The organism is Tepidimonas sp. (assembly GCF_036824975.1).
Taxonomy (GTDB): Bacteria; Pseudomonadota; Gammaproteobacteria; order Burkholderiales; family Burkholderiaceae_C; genus Tepidimonas.
Map to the genome: position 1 here is coordinate 1 of NZ_DAISZC010000040.1, position 18130 is coordinate 18130.

Here is an 18130-nt window from a genome sequence, read left to right on the forward strand (position 1 = left end):
CCCCCAGCGACACCAGCGTCGCCAGCGCACCGCCGGCCTTCAGCACGGCGCGTCGGTCATGTCCACGGGATTTCATGCTGCATGCTCCTTTCCGAATGGGGCGCCGACGGGTCGGTCACCCCATGCGCGAATGCTAGCAACCACTGCAGCGGCCTTGCATCCGCATTTACCCTAAAAATGCAAATATTCGATAGCAACGATAGTTTTCGCCGATTGGGCCCTCTGTGAACCGCTGGTCAGCGGTGGCAGCCGCCACGACGGCAATGCCCCAGCCGGGGAGCGCGCTGCCGTATGCCGAAAACCCTCTACTTGATCAGCGTCAGCGCCTCGCGGAACCGGGGGTCGCGCGCGTCGCGCAGCCACTCGAACCCCACCATTTCGGTCGTCACCAGCTCCACGCCCGCGGCGGCCAGGCGGTCGAATGCGGTGTCGCGGTCGCGCTCACGGCGGGAGGCGCTGGCGTCGGTCACCACCCAGACGTCGAGCTCATGCTCGAGCAGCCCGAGCGCGGTCTGCAGCAGGCAAACGTGCGCCTCACAGCCGGCCAGCACGATCGTCTGGCGCGCCGGTGCTGAGGCTTTCTGCAAATGGCGCGGCAGACTGCGGGCGTTGCCGGCCGGACGCGGCGCGCTGGGGCGCAACAGTTCAACCAGACCGTCGTCGCAGGCATTGAACGCGCTTTTGGTCAGCACTCGCCGGCAGCGCCCGCGCAGCGGCTCCACCATCGCGCCCAGCCGCTGTGGCACCTGCTCCGTGCCCCAGATCGGAACGTCGAACAGCGTGGCCAACGCGCTGAGCACCTCGGCTCGCTGCAGCACCTCTTCGCCGTGGGCCATGACGGGCATCAGCCGCGGCTGATAATCGACCAGCACCAGCTGGCAGTCGCTTGCATCCAACAACATGCGGGTTTCCGACGCGGGGACTGAGCCCAGACGATTGACGGGCCAAGCAGATTCGATCTATCGTTGCAGGCGTTGTTCTTGAGGGCTCTCATGTCCGGCACACTGTACGCCTCAAGGTTGCGCGCCACCGGCTGGCGCACCCTGTCCGTGTGCCTGGTCACCACCCTGTCCGCATCAGCGGCCATCGCGCAAATGGGTCCCGATCCTATCATGGAGCTGCTGTGGCAGCGCGGGGTGATGGCGCCGCTGGCTACGTCAGCAGACGATGGGCCCCCTCCGTCGTCTAGCCCGGCGCCGACCGCGGCCCTGGTGTACGCGCTGGCCTACGTCGGCGTACCTTACCAGCGGGGGGGCACCGGTTTTGACGAAGGGGTGGACTGCAGCGGCTTCGTACAGATTACGTTTCGCGAGACTGCCGGGGTGCTGCTGCCCAGGCGGGCCGCCGAGCAGGCGGCGGTCACGCTGCCGATCGCGCCGGAGGCACTGCAGCCCGGCGATTTGGTGTTTTTCAATACCCAGGGGACGCCGTTCAGTCACGTCGGCATTTATGTTGGCGACGGGCGGTTTATCCATTCGCCGCGCAGCGGCGCGCAAGTGCGGCTCGAGCGCATGGATACCCCCTACTGGCGCACCCGCTTCGACGGGGCACGGCGTGTGCCGCTGGCGGACCGCGCCTCGTAAGACCGGCGCCGAGCGGCACCGCCGGCTGCGCCGACAAGTGCGTGTGCGGGGCAGCGCCGCCGGGCGCGGCACCGGGCGGTGGGTAACCCGTGCCAGGCCGCCGACGTCAGGCCGCAGCGGCTTGGCGCAGGATCGCGTAGAGCTGGTCCTTGAGCAGCAGCTTTTCCTTTTTTAGCGTCTCGATCTGCTCGTGGCTGCCCGGCTCGATGCCTTGCTCCATGCGCTGGATGCGCTCATCCAGCTCGTTGTGCTTGTCGAACAGGCGCGCGAAGTGGTGGTCGCTGGTTTTGAGTTTGCTGATCAGATCGCGATATTCCGGAAACATGGGGCCTCCTGCCAAAACGTTGGGGCAACGGCGCGCCGCGCACAGACACACCAGCGCCGCCGTGGCACACTCGCAGTACTGTACCGTAGCGCACCGACGGCGCCGCCACACACTCCCAGCGGCAAGCCGCAACTTTGATCTACCGCAAAACGCACCGCCCGCTGTGACCAACGACCGCCCCCTTCAGCGTCGCACGCAGTCGGCGTAGTAGCGCTTGCTGCCGTCGAAGGTTTCTTCGACCACCAAGCCGTGGATGTCGGTCTCGAACCCCGGACAGCGCGCGTTGAATTCACGCGAAAACTTCAGGTAGTCGACGATCTTTTGGTTGAAAACCTCGCCCGGGATCAGCAGCGGGATGCCCGGCGGGTACGGCGTGATCAGCGCCGTGGTGATGCGGCCCTCTAGCTCGTCGATCGGCACGCGCTCGGTGTTGCGGTGCGCGATCTGGGCGTAGGCATCGCTGGGCTTCATCGCGGGAGTGAGGTCGCTCAGGTAGATTTCGGTGGTCAGGCGCGCCACATCGTACTGGGCGTACATCTCGTGCACAAACTGGCACAAGTCGCGCAGCCCCATGCGCTCGTAACGCGGCTGCTTGCGGCAGAACTCGGGCATTACGCGCCACATGGGCTGGTTTTTGTCGTAGTCGTCCTTGAACTGCTGCAACGCGGTCAGCAACGTGTTCCAGCGGCCTTTGGTGATGCCGATGGTGAACATGATGAAGAACGAGTACAAGCCCGTCTTCTCCACCACCACGCCGTGTTCAGCCAAAAACTTGGTGACGATGCTGGCGGGAATGCCCGTCGAGGCGAAGTCGCCCTTCATGTTGAGACCCGGCGTAATGATGGTGGCCTTGATCGGGTCGAGCATGTTGAAGCCCGGCGCCATGTCGCCAAAGCCGTGCCAGGCGTCTGCGCCATCGGCCGTTTGCACGCCGTCGGCATCGGTGCGCTTCAAAACCCAGTCGCTGGCGTGGCCAATGCCTTCCTCGGCCAGCTCCTCGGGTCCCCAAACCTGGAACCACCACTCGTCGGGGCCAAATTCGGCGTCCACCTTGCGCATGGCGCGGCGAAAGTCCAACGACTCGGCAATGCTTTCCTCCACCAGCGCCGTGCCCCCGGGCGGCTCCATCATCGCCGCCGCCACGTCGCAGCTGGCAATGATGCTGTACTGCGGGCTGGTGGAGGTATGCATCAGGTACGCCTCGTTGAACAGGTGCCGGTCGAGCTTTTGTGTCTGTGAGTCCTGCACCAGCACCTGGCTGGCCTGGCTGATGCCGGCCAGCAGCTTGTGAATCGACTGGGTTGAGTACACGATAGAATGTTGCGGGCGCGGCCGCTTGCGCCCCATGGCGTGGAACGTGCCGTAAAAGGGGTGGAAGGCCGCGTGTGGCAGCCACGCTTCATCAAAGTGCAGGTTGTCCACGTAGCCGTCGAGCAGTTGCTTGATGGTTTCGGTGTTGTACAGAACCCCGTCGTAAGTGGACTGCGTCAGCGTCAGGATGCGCGGGCGCACAGTGTGCGGATCGACCCCTTGCAGCAGGGGGTGTGCGGCGATCTTGGCGCGAATGCTGGCGGGTTCGAACTCGCTTTGCGGGATCGGGCCGATGATGCCGTAGTGGTTGCGCGTGGGCTTGAGGAACACCGGTACGGCGCCGGTCATGATGATGGAGTGCAGGATGGACTTGTGGCAGTTGCGGTCCACCACCACCACGTCGCCCGGCGCCACCGTGTGGTGCCACACCATCTTGTTGCTGGTGCTGGTGCCGTTGGTGACAAAGAAGCAGTGGTCGGCGTTGAAGATGCGCGCCGCGTTGCGCTCGCTCTCGCCGATGGCACCGTTGTGGTCGAGCAGCTGGCCCAGCTCCTCCACCGCGTTGCAGACGTCGGCACGCAGCATGTTTTCGCCGAAGAACTGGTGAAACATCTGCCCGACCGGGGTCTTCAGGAACGCCACCCCGCCCGAATGCCCCGGACAGTGCCAGGAGTACGAGCCGTCCTCGGCATAGTCCAGCAGCGCCTTGAAAAACGGTGGCTGAATGTACTCTAGGTACGCCTTAGCCTCGCGGATGATGTGGCGCGCGACAAACTCCGGCGTATCCTCGAACATGTGGATGAAGCCGTGCAGCTCGCGCAGGATGTCGTTGGGCAGGTGGCGGCTGGTGCGCGTCTCGCCGTACACGTAGATGGGTACCTCGGCGTTCTTACGCCGCACTTCTTGGATAAAGGCGCGCAGGTTCAGCACCGCCGGATCCTGCTCCGGGTTACCGCTGACCTCTTCGTCGTCGATCGAAAGGATGAAAGCGCTGGCGCGGCTTTGCTGCTGCGCGAACTGGCTCAGGTCGCCGTAGCTGGTGACGCCGACGACGTCGAAGCCCTCGGCCTCGATGGCCTGCGCCAGCGCGCGGATACCCAGGCCCGAGGTGTTGTCGGAACGGTAGTCTTCGTCGATGATGACGATGGGAAAACGAAACTTCATGGGCGGCAACGGCGACGGAGGAAAAAACGGCGCCAAGTGTACGGGTTTTGGGTGACTTTGAAACCGCCCATTGCACCCAGCGACACCAAGACGCGGTATAACGACGCTCATACATGCGCCGCGGTGTCGGCTGGTAGTGGCGCAGGCGAATGGGGGCGACGGCGGCAGTCCCGCCCGCCCCTGGGTCAATCGCAACGCGGGGTAACATGGACGCGACCGGATGGTGGCTGTTGGCAGGTGGTGCGGTGGCAGCCGAGCTGCTCAGCGGCACGTTTTTTTTGTTGATGCTGGCGTTGGGATTTGCCGCCGGCGCGGTGGCCGCGACGGTGGGCGCGGGCGAGTCGGCGCAACTGGTCAGTGCTGCCGTGGTGGGGGCAGGAGCAGTGGCGGGCTGGGGCATCTGGCGCTGGCGGCGCCCCCGTGGCCCGCGCGCCGAGGCCAACCCGGACATGGTGCTGGACGTGGGCGCGGCGGTGCATGTCGAGCGCTGGCAGGCGGATGGAACGGCGGTGGTGCGCTACCGCGGCGCGCAGTGGCTGGCCGAGCCCGCCAGTGGCACCGGTGGGCCGCCCGATGACGACGACGGCGCAGCGTCGTCCGCACACGCGTGGCGTATCGTGGCGGTGCGCGGCAACCGGCTGCTCATCGAGCCGTTGCTCGCGCACCCACCCTCAGGTGGCGGATCCGCAGCAGCGCCCTAGCCCGCCTGCAAGGCCGTCACCGCAAGCGCTGCGCCGCTGCGTTGCCCTCTTCGCCCCCCCTCTTGTCCGAACGCTGCCGAGATCTCACCCATGGAAATCGCCGTCATCCTCTTCGTCATTGCCGTCATCTTTGTCATCAAGTCGATCAAGGTGGTGCCGCAGCAGACCGCCTGGATCGTGGAGCGCCTGGGCAAGTACGACCGCACCCTCGGCCCAGGACTTAATTTCGTCATTCCCTTCATCGAGAAGGTGGCCTACAAGCACAGCTTGAAGGAAATCCCGCTCGATGTGCCCGAGCAAATCTGTATCACCAAGGACAACACGCAGCTGAAGGTGGATGGCATCCTGTACTTCCAGGTGACCGACCCGATGCGCGCCAGCTACGGCTCCTCCAATTACGTGCTGGCCATCACGCAGCTGGCGCAGACCACGCTGCGCAGCGTCATCGGGCGGCTGGAGCTGGACAGGACGTTCGAAGAGCGCGAGATGATCAACGCGCAGGTGGTCAATGCCATCGACGAGGCGGCACTAAACTGGGGTGTGAAGGTTTTGCGCTACGAAATCAAGGACTTGACGCCACCTGCTGAGATCTTGCGTGCGATGCAGGCGCAGATCACCGCCGAGCGTGAAAAGCGCGCACTCATCGCCGCCTCCGAAGGCAAGCGCCAGGAACAGATCAACCTGGCTGAGGGCGAGCGCGCGGCCTTCATCGCCAAATCCGAGGGCGAAAAACAAGCCGCCATCAACCAGGCGCAGGGTGAAGCCGCCGCCATTCGCGAGGTGGCCGAGGCCACCGCGCAGGCGATCGAGCGCATTGCGCAGGCCATTCGCCAGCCCGGTGGCGAGCAAGCCGTGCAGCTGAAGGTGGCCGAGCGGGCGGTGGACGCCTACGCGAAGGTGGCGGCGGATGCCACGACGACCCTCATCGTGCCCAGCAACATGACGGAAGTCTCTGCGCTCATTGCTTCGGCCATGAAGATGGTCGGCGCGACCAAGGGCTAAATACACCTCTGTCGCACGCTCGGTGCGACCCGTACTCGACCAAGCAAGCGGTGGGGGGTAAGTCTCGCATGTGCAGCATGTACAATGGCGGCCTCCCGGAGAGATGGATGAGCGGTCGAAGTCGCACGCCTGGAAAGCGTGTAGGGGTTAACAGCCCCTCGGGGGTTCGAATCCCCCTCTCTCCGCCATAAGCTACCGCATCCCGCCCTGACCGGTTGGGGCGCAGTGTTGAGGCTGGCCGCCGTTGGGCAGGTGAATTGCGGCCGTCGGGCCCGATCCCGCAGGTACCCGGGGGCTGTCCTGTCTCACCTACACCGAGGGCAGCGCGCGCTGCAGCAACACCGTGTCCGTGACGGGTTCATGGACCGGCGTGCCGCAGACGTGCCCCCCGTCGCCAAAGCGTGCTGCCACGAAGGCTGCGGCGACGACGTCAGGGGCATGTCGCCGCAGCAACACAGCCTGTGCCAGCAGCGCCCACTGTTGGGTGATCCAGCGGGCGTGGGGCTCCCATGTGGTGGGGTCGCGCCGCAGCCACTGCGCGAGCGCTTCACACGCAGCCCGTGCAAGGGGCTCCTCGGCCAATGTCTGGTGCCAGTCCTGCAGCAGCGCCACAGCCGACTCGGGCTCGCGCCTCATGGCCCGCAGCACGTCCAGCGTCATGATGTTGCCCGAGCCTTCCCAGATGGCGTTCACCGGCGCTTCGCGCAGCAGGCGCGGCAGCAGACTGTCTTCGACATAGCCGTTGCCGCCCAGCGTCTCCAACGCTTCGGCGGTGAAGGCGATGGTGCGTTTGCAAATCCAGAATTTGGCAGCCGGAGTCAGTAGCCGCTGCCACGCGCGCTCTATCGGGTCGTCTTGCGCCCGCTCAAAGGCCTGTGCTAGACGCAGGCTCAGCCACAGGGCGGCCTCGCTTTCCAGCGCCAGATCGGCCAGCACACCCCGCATGACCGGCTGCTCGGCCAGCGCGCGTCCGAACGCGTGCCGCCGGTGGGTGTAGTGCACGGCCTGCACCAACGCTTGACGCAGAATCGCCGCGCTGCCCAGCACGCAGCACAGGCGGGTGGTGGTGGCCATTTCCAGCATGGTGGGAATGCCGCGCTGCAGGTCACCCACCGGCAGCGCCCAGGCGTCCAGAAACTCGACTTCGCCGCTGGCGTTGCTGCGGTTGCCCAGTTTGTCTTTCAGACGCTGGATGAGCACGCCGTTGCGCTGGTCGTCGGGCCGCCAGCGGGGCACCCAAAAGCACCCCACCGGGCCCTGCACGTCGCCCACACGAGCCGTCACCAGATGGGCATCGCTGCTGGGAGCGGAAAAAAACCACTTGTGTCCGCGCAGCCGCCAAGCATCGCCATCGGGGACAGCCAGCGTCGCGTTGGCCCGCACGTCCGACCCGCCCTGCTTCTCCGTCATGCCCATGCCCACCCAGGCGCAGCGCTTGGTCGGCAGGGGCGCGTCCGCCGGGTCATGCTCGCGGCTCATCAATGCCCGCCCAACCCAGGCCCAGATGCCGGGCTCGCGCTGCAGCAGCGGGATGGCCGCCAGCGTCATCGTGGTCGGACATAGCGAGCCCTGCTCGACTTGCCCGTGCAGATAAAATGCGGCCGCCCAGCGGACCCAGCGTCCGGCCCGTTCATCCTCGAATGGAAGGGTGGCCACACCGTCGGCGCGCAGCCGCGCCAGCTGCGCCTCCCATGCCGGGTCGAACAGCACCCGATCGACCCGGTGTCCGCGACTGTCGAAGGGCTGGTGCTGCGGCGGCAGCCGGTTGGCGCGTGCAGCGTCCTCGTGCACCCCGGGGTCGGCCAGGCGACGGCCGATGGCCACCAACTCCCCGGCGTCTGCGGCCGCCGGACTCTGTCGTATGGCGTCCTGCAACGCCGGGTCGGCCAGCCAGGGATCGATGTCCCTCACCTCAGGCACCTGGTTGCGGACCTCGTGCGTGCGCCACGATGCGGGGATGGGGATTGACGTCATCTTGGCCATGCTACGGAGAATTCAGCAACACGCCAACCCGGGTTTTCCGGGGGAGGCTGCAGCGGACCAGGCCCAGGGCGGAGACCGGGTGTCCGCCCCGTGGCGATGGCAGGCAGGTGGTGGCGCAACGCCACCAGTGGCCCAGCGGGCGGTCCGCGTCTGCACTACGCCAGCGCCGTATTGACGTCGCGGCGCTGCTGCGCCAGGTAGTCCTGCGACTGCATCTCGATCAGGCGCGAGACGGTGCGCGGGAATTCGTGCGCGAGCGGTCCTTCGGTGTAGAGCTGCTCAGGGGGGACCGCGGCCGACAGAATCAGCTTGACCCGGCGGTCGTACAGCACGTCCACCAGCCAGGTAAAGCGGCGCGCGGCCGACGCCATGTTGACCGGCATGAACGGCACGTTGCTGACCAGCACGGTGTGAAACTGGCTGGCGATTTCCAGGTAGTCGTTTTGCGAACGGGGGGCACCGCACAGAGTGCGAAAGTCGAACCACACCACCCCGCCAGCGCGGCGGATGGCGCGGATCTCGCGCGCTTCGATGTGCAGCAGCGGCGCTTCGTCGTGGCCGTCGCGCAGCCGCTCGAAGATCGCCTCCATCTCGCGCTCGGTCTGCTCGCCCAGCGGGGTCAGATACAGGCGCACCTGCTCCAGTGCGCGGCGCCGGTAATCCGATCCGTTGTCCACCTGCACCACCTCCATCGTGTCCTTCAGCAGTGCGATGGCGGGCAGAATGCGGTCACGGTGCAGCCCGTCTGGATACAGTCCGTCGGGGTGGAAGTTGCTCGTCGTCACCATGCCGATGCCGTATTTGCGCATGGCCAGCAGCAGCCGGTACAGGATCATGGCGTCGGTGACGTCGGCGATGTGAAATTCATCGAAGCAGATGAGGCGGTAGCGCTGCGCCATGCGCCGCCCCAGTGCGTCGAGTGGATCGACCGTGCCCTGTAGACCCACCAGCTCGCGGTGCACTTCGCGCATGAATTCGTGAAAGTGCAGTCGTGTCTTGCGCCGCAGCGGCACCGCCTGGTAGAAGCAGTCCATCAGAAAGCTCTTGCCGCGCCCCACTCCGCCGTACAGGTACACCCCGCGCGGGATGGACAGCCGGTTGATGAGCTTTTTCAGGGCGTTGGAACGCTTGTGCTTGAAGTGCGTCCACTCGGCGGCGCAGCGCTCCAGCGCGGCCACCCCGCGCAGTTGCGCAGGGTCGCTTCGAAAACCGCGCGCCGCCAGTTCCGCTTCGTAAGCGCGCCGCACCGGCCCCCAGGCCACATCGCCGATCGGGGCGGTGTCGGCGCGGACGCCCTCGAGCTCGGTCATGCGTGGCGTCAGAAGTTGAGGGTGCGCTTGTCCACGGCCAGCGCCGCTTCCTTCGTCGCCTCGGACAGCGAGGGGTGGGCGTGGCAGGTGCGTGCGATGTCCTCCGCACTGGCGCGGAATTCCATCGCCAGCACCGCCTCGGCGATCAGCTCGGAGGCCATTGGGCCGATGATGTGCACGCCCAGCACTTCGTCGGTGTGGGCATCGGCCAGGATTTTGACCATGCCGTTGGTGTCGCCCAGCGCGCGTGCGCGACCGTTGGCCAGGAAGGGAAAGGTGCCCGCCTTGTAAGGACGGCCGGCCGCTTTGAGCTGCTGCTCGGTTTGACCCACCCAAGCGATTTCGGGGCTGGTGTAGATGACCCACGGAATGGTGTTGAAGTTGACGTGCGGGTGCTGGCCGGCAATGCGCTCGGCCACCGCCACGCCCTCCTCTTCCGCCTTGTGGGCCAGCATGGGGCCGCGCACCACGTCACCCACCGCCCAGACCCCGGGCAGATTGGTGCGGCAGTCGTCATCCACCACGATGGCGCCCCGCTCATCGAGCTTCAGGCCCACCGCCTCGGCGTTGAGGCCAGCGGTGTTGGGCACACGACCAATCGAAACGATGAGCCGTTCGGCCTCCAGCGTCGCGGTCACGCCCTTGGCGTTGGTGTAGGCAATACTGACCCCCTTGCGCGTGGTTTTGACCTCGCCGACCTTGACGCCCAGTTCGATGTTGAGGCCCTGTTTGTCGAACGCTTTCTTGGCTTCCTTGGCGATGTGCTCGTCGGCCGCGGCCAAAAAGGTGGGCAGTCCCTCCAGCAGGGTGACTTCTGCGCCCAGCCGGCGCCACACCGAGCCCATCTCCAGCCCGATGACGCCGGCGCCGATGATGGCCAGCTTCTTCGGTACCGCCTGCAGGCGCAGCGCCCCGTCGTTGGAGAGGATGCGTTCCTCATCGAACGGCACGCCGGGCAGCGCACGCGCGCTGGAGCCGGTGGCCACGATCACCTGCCGCCCAAGCAGCGCGGTGGGCTTGTCCCCGGATACGGCGATTTCATAGCCGCCCTCGACCGCCTTCACAAACGAACCACGCCCATGGAAAAACGTGACCTTGTTCTTTTTGAACAGGTAGAGGATGCCGTCGTTGTTCTGTTTCACGACAGCATCCTTGCGCGCGATCATGCGCGGCACGTCGATTTTGACCGCGCCGGTGCTGATGCCGTGATCGGCGAAATGGTGCTGCGCATGCTCGAAGTATTCCGACGACTGCAGCAGCGCCTTGGAGGGGATGCAGCCGACGTTGGTGCAGGTGCCACCGGGGGCCGGGCCGCCCGCCGCGTTGGTCCACGCGTCGATGCAGGCCACCTGCAGGCCGAGTTGGGCCGCGCGGATGGCGGCGACGTAGCCGCCGGGGCCGGCGCCGATGACAATCACATCAAAGGTCTGGGACATGGGACGATGCCTTGCGATTCGGAGGTGGGCCACCGCGCCAGCGGCCGCCGCGGCCACCGACGCGCCCGGGGTGCGCCGGTGGCGATGCAGCGCCGCAGAGGGCGGCGGGGCTAGCGCGCCCGTGGCGCGCTCGAATGTTTCAGCTCAAATGTTGAACAGCAGACGTGCCGGATCTTCCAGCGCTTCTTTCATTGCCACCAGGCCAAGCACGGCCTCGCGGCCGTCGATGATGCGGTGGTCGTACGACAGCGCCAGGTAGTTGATGGGGCGGATCACGATCTGGCCGTTTTCCACCACCGGGCGCTCCTTGGTGGCATGCACGCCCAGGATGGCCGACTGCGGCGGGTTGATGATCGGCGTCGACAGCATGGAGCCGAACACGCCGCCGTTGGAGATGGAGAACGTCCCGCCGGTCATCTCCTCGATGCCCAGCTTACCGTCTGCGGCGCGTTTGCCGAAGTCAGCAATCTTCTTCTCGATGTCGGCAAAGCTGAGCTGGTCGGCATTGCGCAGGATCGGCACCACTAGGCCGCGCGGCGAGCCTACCGCGATGCCGATGTCGAAGTAGCCGTGGTAGACGATGTCGTTGCCGTCCACGCTGGCGTTGAGGATTGGAAACTTCTTCAGCGCATGCACGGCCGCCTTGACAAAGAAGCTCATGAAGCCGAGCTTGACGCCATACTCCTTCTCGAAGCGTTCCTGGTACTTCTTGCGCAGCTCCATCACCGGCGCCATGTTGACCTCGTTGAATGTAGTCAGGATGGCGTTGGTGGCCTGCGACTGCAGCAAACGCTCGGCAATGCGGGCGCGCAGGCGCGTCATCGGCACGCGCTGCTCGGGCCGGTTGGCCAGCTCGGGCGCCAAAGCGACAGGCGCGCTGACCTGGGGCAGCGCCTTGGTCGGCACGCCGGTGGGGGCGGCCACGGGCGCGGCGGCCGCGGGCTTGGGCGCCGCCACCGCGGCTAGCACATCGCCCTTGGTGATGCGGCCGTCTTTGCCGGTGCCCGGCACCGAGCCCGGCGCCAGACCATGGTCGGCCATCAGCTTGGCCGCTGCCGGCATGGCGATCGCTGCCGCGGGGACGGCGCCGACGGCGGGCGCTGATGCTGCCGCTGGTGCGGCAGCGGGTGCGGGGGCGGGGGCGGGGGCGGCAGCCGCGGCGGCGGCCTTGCCGGTGGTGTCGATGCGGGCGATGACCTGTTCGGACGTCACCGTACCGCCGTCGCCGACCACGACCTCGGCCAGCACACCTGCCGCCGGAGCGGGCACTTCCAGCACCACCTTGTCGGTTTCGATCTCGATCAGGATTTCGTCCGCCGCAACCGGTTCGCCGGGCTTTTTCTTCCATTGCAGCAGTGTGGCCTCTGCCACCGACTCGGACAGCTGCGGCACTTTGACTTCAACGATGGCCATGTTGTGTTCTTCCTCTGTCGATACGGGTATTGGGGTGCGGCCGCGCCTGCGCCCGGCAGACGGGCGCACGGCAGCAGCCGGGGGTGACTCACTTGGTCAGGGTGAAGCCCTTGAGGCGACCGAACGCTGCCTCCACCAGGGCTTTTTGCTGATCCTGGTGCAGGTGGGCGTAGCCCACCGCCGGTGATGCGGAAGCGGCACGCCCGGCGTACCCCAGGCGCTGGCCATCGAGCATGTTTTCGTGGATGTTGTGCTGCACGAAGAACCACGGCCCCTGGTTCTGCGGCTCATCTTGGCACCAGACCACATCGGTGGCGTTGGGGAAGCGCTTCATTTCTGCCCCGAAGGCCTTGTGCGGGAACGGGTAAAGCTGCTCGATGCGCACGATGGCCACATCATCCAGGCCCTTGGCTTCACGCTTTTTGACCAGGTCGTAGTACACCTTGCCGGAGCAGACGATGACGCGCTTGACCCGCTGCGCGTTTTTGACGATGTCGGGGTGTTGCTCCGGAATCACGGTCTGAAAGCCACCCTTAGTGAATTCGCTCAGCGGTGAGGTGGCTTCCTTGGCGCGCAGCAGCGACTTCGGCGTGAAGACGATGAGCGGCTTGCGCAGGTTGCGGATCATCTGCCGGCGCAGCACATGGAAGATCTGCGCGGCAGTGGTCGGCTGCACGATCTGCATGTTGGTGTCGGCCGCCAACTGCATGAAACGTTCGATGCGCGCCGAGCTGTGTTCCGGCCCCTGCCCTTCGTAGCCGTGCGGCAGAAACAGCGTGATACCGTTGAGGCGGCCCCATTTCACCTCGCCCGAGGCGATGAACTGGTCGATCACCACCTGCGCGCCGTTGGCAAAGTCGCCAAACTGCGCCTCCCAGATCACCAGGGTGTTGGGATCGTTCGAGGCGTAGCCGTATTCGAAGCCCAACACCGCCTCTTCGGACAGAATGGAATCGATCACGGTAAACGGCGCCTGGTTGTCGGCGACGTTCTGCAGCGGAATGTAGGTGCCTTCGTCCCACTTTTCGCGGTTTTGGTCGTGGATGACGGCGTGGCGGTGAGTGAAGGTACCGCGGCCGCAGTCCTCGCCCGACAGGCGCACGCCGTAGCCGCTGGCCACCAGCGACGCAAACGCCATGTGCTCGCCCATGCCCCAGTCCACGTTGATCTCTCCGCGACCCATGGCGGCGCGGTCTGCCAGCACCTTCTTGACCAGCTGATGAGGCGTGATGCTGGCGGGCACCGTGGTGATCCGTTCGGCCAGTCGCTTCCACTCCGCCAGCGGAATGGCGGTGTCGGCGCCGTCGGTCCACTTGCGGCCCAGGAACGGCGACCAGTCCACCGCATAGGTGCTCTTGTAGTTGGTCAGCACCGGCTCCACCGTGCGCCGCCCTTCGTCCAGGATGGCGCGGTAGGCCTTGACCATCTGCTCGGGCTCGTCAGCCCCCAGGATGCCCTGCGCCACCAGCTTGTCTGCATACAGCTTGCGGGTACCCGGGTGCGCGCCGATCTTCTTGTACATCAGCGGCTGGGTCAGCGACGGCGTGTCCTGCTCGTTGTGTCCGAGTTTGCGGAAGCACACGATGTCGACCACCACGTCCTTCTTGAAGGTCTGGCGGAATTCCACCGCCAGCTGGGTGGCCAGCGTCACCGCTTCCGGATCGTCGCCGTTGACGTGCAGCACCGGCGCCTCGATCATCTTGACGACGTCGGTGCAATACAGGGTCGAGCGGCTGTCGCGCGGGTCCGAGGTCGTAAAGCCGATCTGGTTGTTGATGACCAGATGCACCGTGCCGCCGGTGTAGTAGCCGCGCGTCTGCGCCAGCGCCAGGGTTTCCATCACCACACCCTGACCCGCGAAGGCCGCATCGCCATGCACCAGCACCGGCAGCACCTGGTCGCCACGGCGGTCACCACGCCGGTCCATACGGGCGCGAGCCGAACCTTCCACTACGGGGTTGACGATTTCCAGGTGCGACGGGTTGAACGCCAGGCTCAGATGCACCGGGCCGCCCGGGGTTGAGACGTCGGAGCTGAAGCCCTGGTGGTACTTCACGTCACCGGCGGGCAGGTCTTCCGGCGCCGTGTGCTCGAACTCGGCAAACAGGTCTTTGGGCATTTTGCCCATGACGTTGACCAGCACGTTCAGGCGGCCGCGGTGCGCCATACCGATGACGATTTCCTGCACGCCGCGCGCGCCCGCCTGCTGGATCAGCTCGTCCATGGCGGCGATGAAGCTCTCGCCGCCTTCTAGCGAGAAGCGCTTTTGCCCGACGTACTTGGTGTGCAGATAGCGCTCCAGTCCTTCGGCCGCCGTCAGGTTCTGCAGGATGTGGCGCTTCTGATCAGCGGTGAAGTTGGGCTTACTGCGAATGCTCTCAAGCTTTTCTTGCCACCAGCGCTTCTGCGTCTGGTCGGTGATGTACATAAACTCGGCACCGATCGTGCCGCAGTAGGTTTCGCGCAGCGCATTGAGCAACTCGCGCAGCGACATCGTGTCCTTGCCGAAGTAGGTGTTGCTGGTGTTGAACACCGTCTCCAGGTCGGCGTCGGTCAGCCCATAGAAGGCTGGGTCCAGCTCGGGAATCGGTTCGCGCTCGGCGCGCTTGAGCGGGTCGAGATTCGCCCAGCGCACGCCCAGGTTGCGATAGGCCGCGATGAGCTGCTGGGTGGCCACCAGCTTGCGCGCCTGCTCGGGGTCGGTGCGCTGGGCGGTGGCCACCTGCAGTGTCCCCTGCTTGGCCATCTCGGCGAAGGCCGCGATCACCGGCATGTGCGGAATGTCGCGGGCGTCACTGCCATCGACCGCCGGCACGTGCTGCAGCGCGTCGAAATAATCACGCCATTCGGCGGGAACGCTGGTGGGGTCGGTGAGATATTTCTCGTACATCTCCTCGACATACGGCGCGTTGCCGCCGAAGAGATACGAGTTGGCCGAGAACGCCTCGTAGACGCTTGTCGTCTCGCTCATGGAATCGCTGACCTCCGTCCCCCTGCAGGGGACTGACGGGTGGGTGGACAAACCTTCCGCGACACGGCTGAACCGGTTGGCGGACGCGACAGTGGCACTGGAAGGGACTGTGCGGACGCAATTGTGCCATCAAGCGCCCCGCATGCCAATGCATGCCGTATCACAAACCGACGCTGGAGCAGGAACGCCGCGGCGGGTCGGCGAAAACCCGCCCTGGACATTGGGCCGGTGCACCGTCGCCGTGATGAGCTCGCGTCCGCCACCAGGGGGGCGCGCCGCACCAACGGCACCACGGACCGGGAGATGGCCGATGCGGCGCTACGCCGCAGTGTTCAGCTGCGCCGCGGCATCAGGCGGTCGGCACCCGGCGTGGTACCCGGATTGTCCAGTTCGATGGCGATCTGCGTGCACACGGTGCGACACAAGGCCACCGCCTGCTCGCTCTGCACCCGGTAGTAGACCTGGGTGCCCTCCTTGCGCTTGGCCAGCACGCCCGCCCGGTACAGCAGGTTGAGATGTTGCGACAGGTTGGGCTGCGTGGTGTCGATTTCGGCCAGCAGCTCCGAGACCGATTTTTCCTTGTCGCACAGCGCATTCAGGATGCGCAGCCGAGTGGGCGTGGCCAGAATGCCAAACAGTTCAGCCGCCAACTCGAAGACGCGGTCTTTTTCCGCCAGCGCGTCGTTATCCGTCAGTGGTTGCATATATAAGCGCGCGCAAGTCGATATGACCCCATCATAGCGGCAAAATGCTGCAACACCAACGGCACGCCGGTCGCGTCTGACCCGTTGCGGCGGCGCGACTGGAAGGCTGCCACCGGCGTCAGCCGCGCGGCGACATCAGCTCGCGGATCTGCTGCAGGGCCGACGGATCATCCAGCGTGGTCAGGTCACCGGGATCGCGCCCTTCGCACACCGCCTGAATGGCGCGCCGCAGCAACTTGCCGCTGCGTGTCTTGGGCAGCAGGCCCACGAAGCGTACTCGCGCCGGGCGTGCCACCGCCCCCAGCTGCTCGTCCACTACCTTCATGATCTCGCCCTCCAGGCGCAGCGCGTCGGCTTCGGTGGCGGCCAGTGAGGGGTCCTTGAGCACGGCAAACGCCATCGCGACCTGACCCTTGAGCGCGTCGGCCACGCCCACCACGGCCACCTCGGCCACCGCCGGGTGACTGGAGATGCTCTCCTCGATTTCGCGCGTGCCCAGCCGGTGCCCGGCTACGTTGATGACGTCGTCGGTGCGGCCCAGGATGGTGTAGTAGCCGTCGGCGTCGCGCACGCCCCAGTCGAAGGTGCTGTACATCTGTCGGCCCGGGATGCTGGACCAGTAGGTCTTGACGTAGCGTTCGTCATCGCCCCAGACGGTTTGCAGGCAACCCGGCGGCAGCGGCCCCTGCACCGCAATCACCCCTTTGCGGTTGGGCTCAGTGATTTCTTCGCCGGTGTTTTCGTCAATCAGGCGCACGTCGAAGCCATACACTGACTTGCCGGGCGAGCCGAACTTGGTCGGAGCGGGCTCCACGCCGTTGCAGATGGCCAGAATCGGCCAGCCAGTCTCGGTTTGCCAATAGTTGTCGACGATCGGTTTCCCAATGGCCTGTGCCATCCAGGTGGCGGTGGGCTCGTCCAGCGGCTCGCCAGCGAGAAACAGGGCCTTGAGGCTGGAGAGGTCGTATTGGGTGAGGTAAGCCGGGTCCTGCTTTTTGAGCACCCGAGCGGCCGTGGGCGCCGTGAACATGACGCTGACGCGGTATTTCTCGACCAAACGCCACCAGATGCCGGCGTCGGGTCGGATCGGCGTGCCTTCGTACATGATGGTGGCCATGCCGTTGATCAGCGGCCCGTAGATGATGTAGCTGTGCCCCACCACCCAGCCGATGTCGCTGGTGGAGAAGTAGGTCTCGCCCGGCTGCGCCATGTAGATGTGGCGCATGGAAGCGGCCAGCGCCACCGCGTAACCGCCGGTGTCGCGCTGCACCCCCTTGGGACGGCCGGTGGTGCCGCTGGTGTAGAGGATGTAGCTGGGGTGGGTGCTGTCCACCCACTCGCACGGCACCTGCGCCTGCAGGTGCTGCTCACGCAACGTGGCGTAGTCCACGTCGCGGCCCTGCACCGGGTCCAGCGCCGCCAGTCCACGGTTGACCATCAGCACGCGCTGCGGCTTGTGAGCTGCCAGTCGAATGGCTTCATCCAACAAATGCTTGTAGGGCACCACCTTGCCCGCACGCATGCCCGCGTCGGCACTGACGATGACTTTGGGCGTCGCGTCGTCGATGCGTGTGGCCAGCGCATGGCTGGCAAAGCCGCCAAACACCACCGAATGGATGGCCCCCAGGCGCACGCAGGCCAGCATCGCAAACGCCGCTTCAGGAATCATCGGCATGTAAATCAGCACGCGGTCGCCCTTGCCCACCCCCAGTGTGCGCAGGATGGCGGCCATGCGCTGCACCTCGGTGTGCAGTTCGCGGTAGGTGTAGGCACGCTCGGTGTCGGTCTCGGTGGAGACGTAGATCAGCGCGTTTTGATCGGCCCGCGTGTGCAGATGGCGGTCCACCGCGTTGTGGCATAGATTGGTCAGCCCGCCCTCGAACCAGCGCGCAAACGGCGGGTTGTCGTAATTGCACACCCGCTCAAACGGACGCTGCCAGTCGATCAGGCGGGCCTGCTCGGCCCAGAAGCCCTCGCGGTCCTCGATCGAGCGGCGGTAGAACGAAGCATAGTCGGCGTGGCTCACGGGTCTGTCCTCGGGGCGACGGGGGAACCCCTCCATTATGGAAGACCGCCTTGCGCGATGCTGACGCAGGCCGGGTTCCAGGGATCCATCGTCCGATCACCGCGAAAACAAAAAACCCGCCCAAGACGGTTCTTGGGCGGGTCAATCATTTGGTGGGTGATGCAGGGTTCGAACCTACGACCCCTGCCGTGTGAAGGCAGT

General features: G+C 65.8%; 13 protein-coding genes and 1 tRNA gene. 4 read left to right on the forward strand and 10 right to left on the reverse strand.

Translation table 11 applies throughout. From position 1 onward, the window contains the following. Positions 1 to 305 precede the first annotated feature (305 nt). Complete coding sequence (locus tag V7Z54_RS06170) at positions 306 to 902, reverse strand: isochorismatase family protein (RefSeq protein ID WP_334135167.1); 597 nt, start codon at positions 900 to 902, stop codon at positions 306 to 308. 90 nt (positions 903 to 992) lie between these two features. On the opposite strand from V7Z54_RS06170, the gene V7Z54_RS06175 reads away from it, so the two are divergent. Then, positions 993 to 1583, forward strand: a complete 591-nt coding sequence (locus V7Z54_RS06175) for a C40 family peptidase (protein WP_334135168.1) — start codon at positions 993 to 995, stop codon at positions 1581 to 1583. A gap of 106 nt (positions 1584 to 1689) precedes the next feature. Here the strand turns inward: V7Z54_RS06175 and V7Z54_RS06180 are convergent, their stop codons facing one another. Both V7Z54_RS06180 and V7Z54_RS06185 read right to left on the reverse strand, forming a co-directional pair. Beyond that, entirely contained in the window at positions 1690 to 1908 is a 219-nt protein-coding gene (locus V7Z54_RS06180) for a YdcH family protein (protein ID WP_334135170.1), read from the reverse strand. A 183-nt stretch (positions 1909 to 2091) separates the two neighbouring features. Next, a complete protein-coding gene (locus V7Z54_RS06185; protein ID WP_334135171.1) occupies positions 2092 to 4383 on the reverse strand; it encodes an arginine/lysine/ornithine decarboxylase in 2292 nt (763 codons plus the stop codon). Positions 4384 to 4589: 206 nt separating this feature from the next. Here V7Z54_RS06185 and V7Z54_RS06190 point away from each other — a divergent pair, with 206 nt between their 5' ends. The 3 genes from V7Z54_RS06190 (at position 4590) to V7Z54_RS06200 (ending at position 6274) form a co-directional block, all read left to right on the forward strand. After that, complete coding sequence (locus V7Z54_RS06190) at positions 4590 to 5084, forward strand: NfeD family protein (RefSeq protein ID WP_334135172.1); 495 nt, start codon at positions 4590 to 4592, stop codon at positions 5082 to 5084. 90 nt (positions 5085 to 5174) lie between these two features. After that, the gene (locus V7Z54_RS06195; protein ID WP_334135173.1) at positions 5175 to 6086 is read left to right on the forward strand and encodes an SPFH domain-containing protein; all 912 of its coding nucleotides are present in this window, start codon (positions 5175 to 5177) and stop codon (positions 6084 to 6086) included. A 97-nt stretch (positions 6087 to 6183) separates the two neighbouring features. Next, positions 6184 to 6274: transfer RNA gene (locus V7Z54_RS06200), tRNA-Ser, on the forward strand. A gap of 121 nt (positions 6275 to 6395) precedes the next feature. Here V7Z54_RS06200 and V7Z54_RS06205 read toward each other — a convergent pair. From V7Z54_RS06205 to V7Z54_RS06235, 7 genes are all read right to left on the reverse strand, one after another. Next, positions 6396 to 8060, reverse strand: coding sequence for an acyl-CoA dehydrogenase family protein (locus V7Z54_RS06205; RefSeq protein WP_334135175.1), 1665 nt, complete (start codon positions 8058 to 8060; stop codon positions 6396 to 6398). A 164-nt stretch (positions 8061 to 8224) separates the two neighbouring features. Then, positions 8225 to 9379, reverse strand: a complete 1155-nt coding sequence (zapE, locus tag V7Z54_RS06210) for a cell division protein ZapE (protein ID WP_334135177.1) — start codon at positions 9377 to 9379, stop codon at positions 8225 to 8227. Positions 9380 to 9387: 8 nt separating this feature from the next. Continuing rightward, positions 9388 to 10815, reverse strand: a complete 1428-nt coding sequence (gene lpdA, locus V7Z54_RS06215) for a dihydrolipoyl dehydrogenase (protein ID WP_334135178.1) — start codon at positions 10813 to 10815, stop codon at positions 9388 to 9390. A gap of 144 nt (positions 10816 to 10959) precedes the next feature. Further along, positions 10960 to 12228, reverse strand: a complete 1269-nt coding sequence (gene odhB / locus V7Z54_RS06220) for a 2-oxoglutarate dehydrogenase complex dihydrolipoyllysine-residue succinyltransferase (protein ID WP_334135180.1) — start codon at positions 12226 to 12228, stop codon at positions 10960 to 10962. An 88-nt stretch (positions 12229 to 12316) separates the two neighbouring features. Then, positions 12317 to 15199 carry a 2-oxoglutarate dehydrogenase E1 component gene (locus V7Z54_RS06225; protein ID WP_334135182.1) on the reverse strand — a complete coding sequence of 961 codons (2883 nt, stop codon included), beginning with the start codon at positions 15197 to 15199 and terminating at the stop codon, positions 12317 to 12319. 332 nt (positions 15200 to 15531) lie between these two features. Then, on the reverse strand, positions 15532 to 15903 hold the full coding sequence (locus V7Z54_RS06230; RefSeq protein WP_334135183.1) for an ArsR/SmtB family transcription factor: 372 nt from the start codon (positions 15901 to 15903) through the stop codon (positions 15532 to 15534). Between the two features lie 118 nt (positions 15904 to 16021). Continuing rightward, complete coding sequence (locus tag V7Z54_RS06235; protein WP_334135185.1) at positions 16022 to 17929, reverse strand: propionate--CoA ligase; 1908 nt, start codon at positions 17927 to 17929, stop codon at positions 16022 to 16024. Positions 17930 to 18130 lie beyond the last annotated feature (201 nt).

Coding starts and splice junctions, on each gene's coding strand:
- V7Z54_RS06170 (WP_334135167.1), bottom strand. CDS start 902: ATGTTGTTGGATGCAAGCGACTGCCAGCTGGTGCTGGTCGATTATCAG.
- V7Z54_RS06175 (WP_334135168.1), top strand. CDS start 993: ATGTCCGGCACACTGTACGCCTCAAGGTTGCGCGCCACCGGCTGGCGC.
- V7Z54_RS06180 (WP_334135170.1), bottom strand. CDS start 1,908: ATGTTTCCGGAATATCGCGATCTGATCAGCAAACTCAAAACCAGCGAC.
- V7Z54_RS06185 (WP_334135171.1), bottom strand. CDS start 4,383: ATGAAGTTTCGTTTTCCCATCGTCATCATCGACGAAGACTACCGTTCC.
- V7Z54_RS06190 (WP_334135172.1), top strand. CDS start 4,590: ATGGACGCGACCGGATGGTGGCTGTTGGCAGGTGGTGCGGTGGCAGCC.
- V7Z54_RS06195 (WP_334135173.1), top strand. CDS start 5,175: ATGGAAATCGCCGTCATCCTCTTCGTCATTGCCGTCATCTTTGTCATC.
- V7Z54_RS06205 (WP_334135175.1), bottom strand. CDS start 8,060: ATGACGTCAATCCCCATCCCCGCATCGTGGCGCACGCACGAGGTCCGC.
- zapE (WP_334135177.1), bottom strand. CDS start 9,379: ATGACCGAGCTCGAGGGCGTCCGCGCCGACACCGCCCCGATCGGCGAT.
- lpdA (WP_334135178.1), bottom strand. CDS start 10,815: ATGTCCCAGACCTTTGATGTGATTGTCATCGGCGCCGGCCCCGGCGGC.
- odhB (WP_334135180.1), bottom strand. CDS start 12,228: ATGGCCATCGTTGAAGTCAAAGTGCCGCAGCTGTCCGAGTCGGTGGCA.
- V7Z54_RS06225 (WP_334135182.1), bottom strand. CDS start 15,199: ATGAGCGAGACGACAAGCGTCTACGAGGCGTTCTCGGCCAACTCGTAT.
- V7Z54_RS06230 (WP_334135183.1), bottom strand. CDS start 15,903: ATGCAACCACTGACGGATAACGACGCGCTGGCGGAAAAAGACCGCGTC.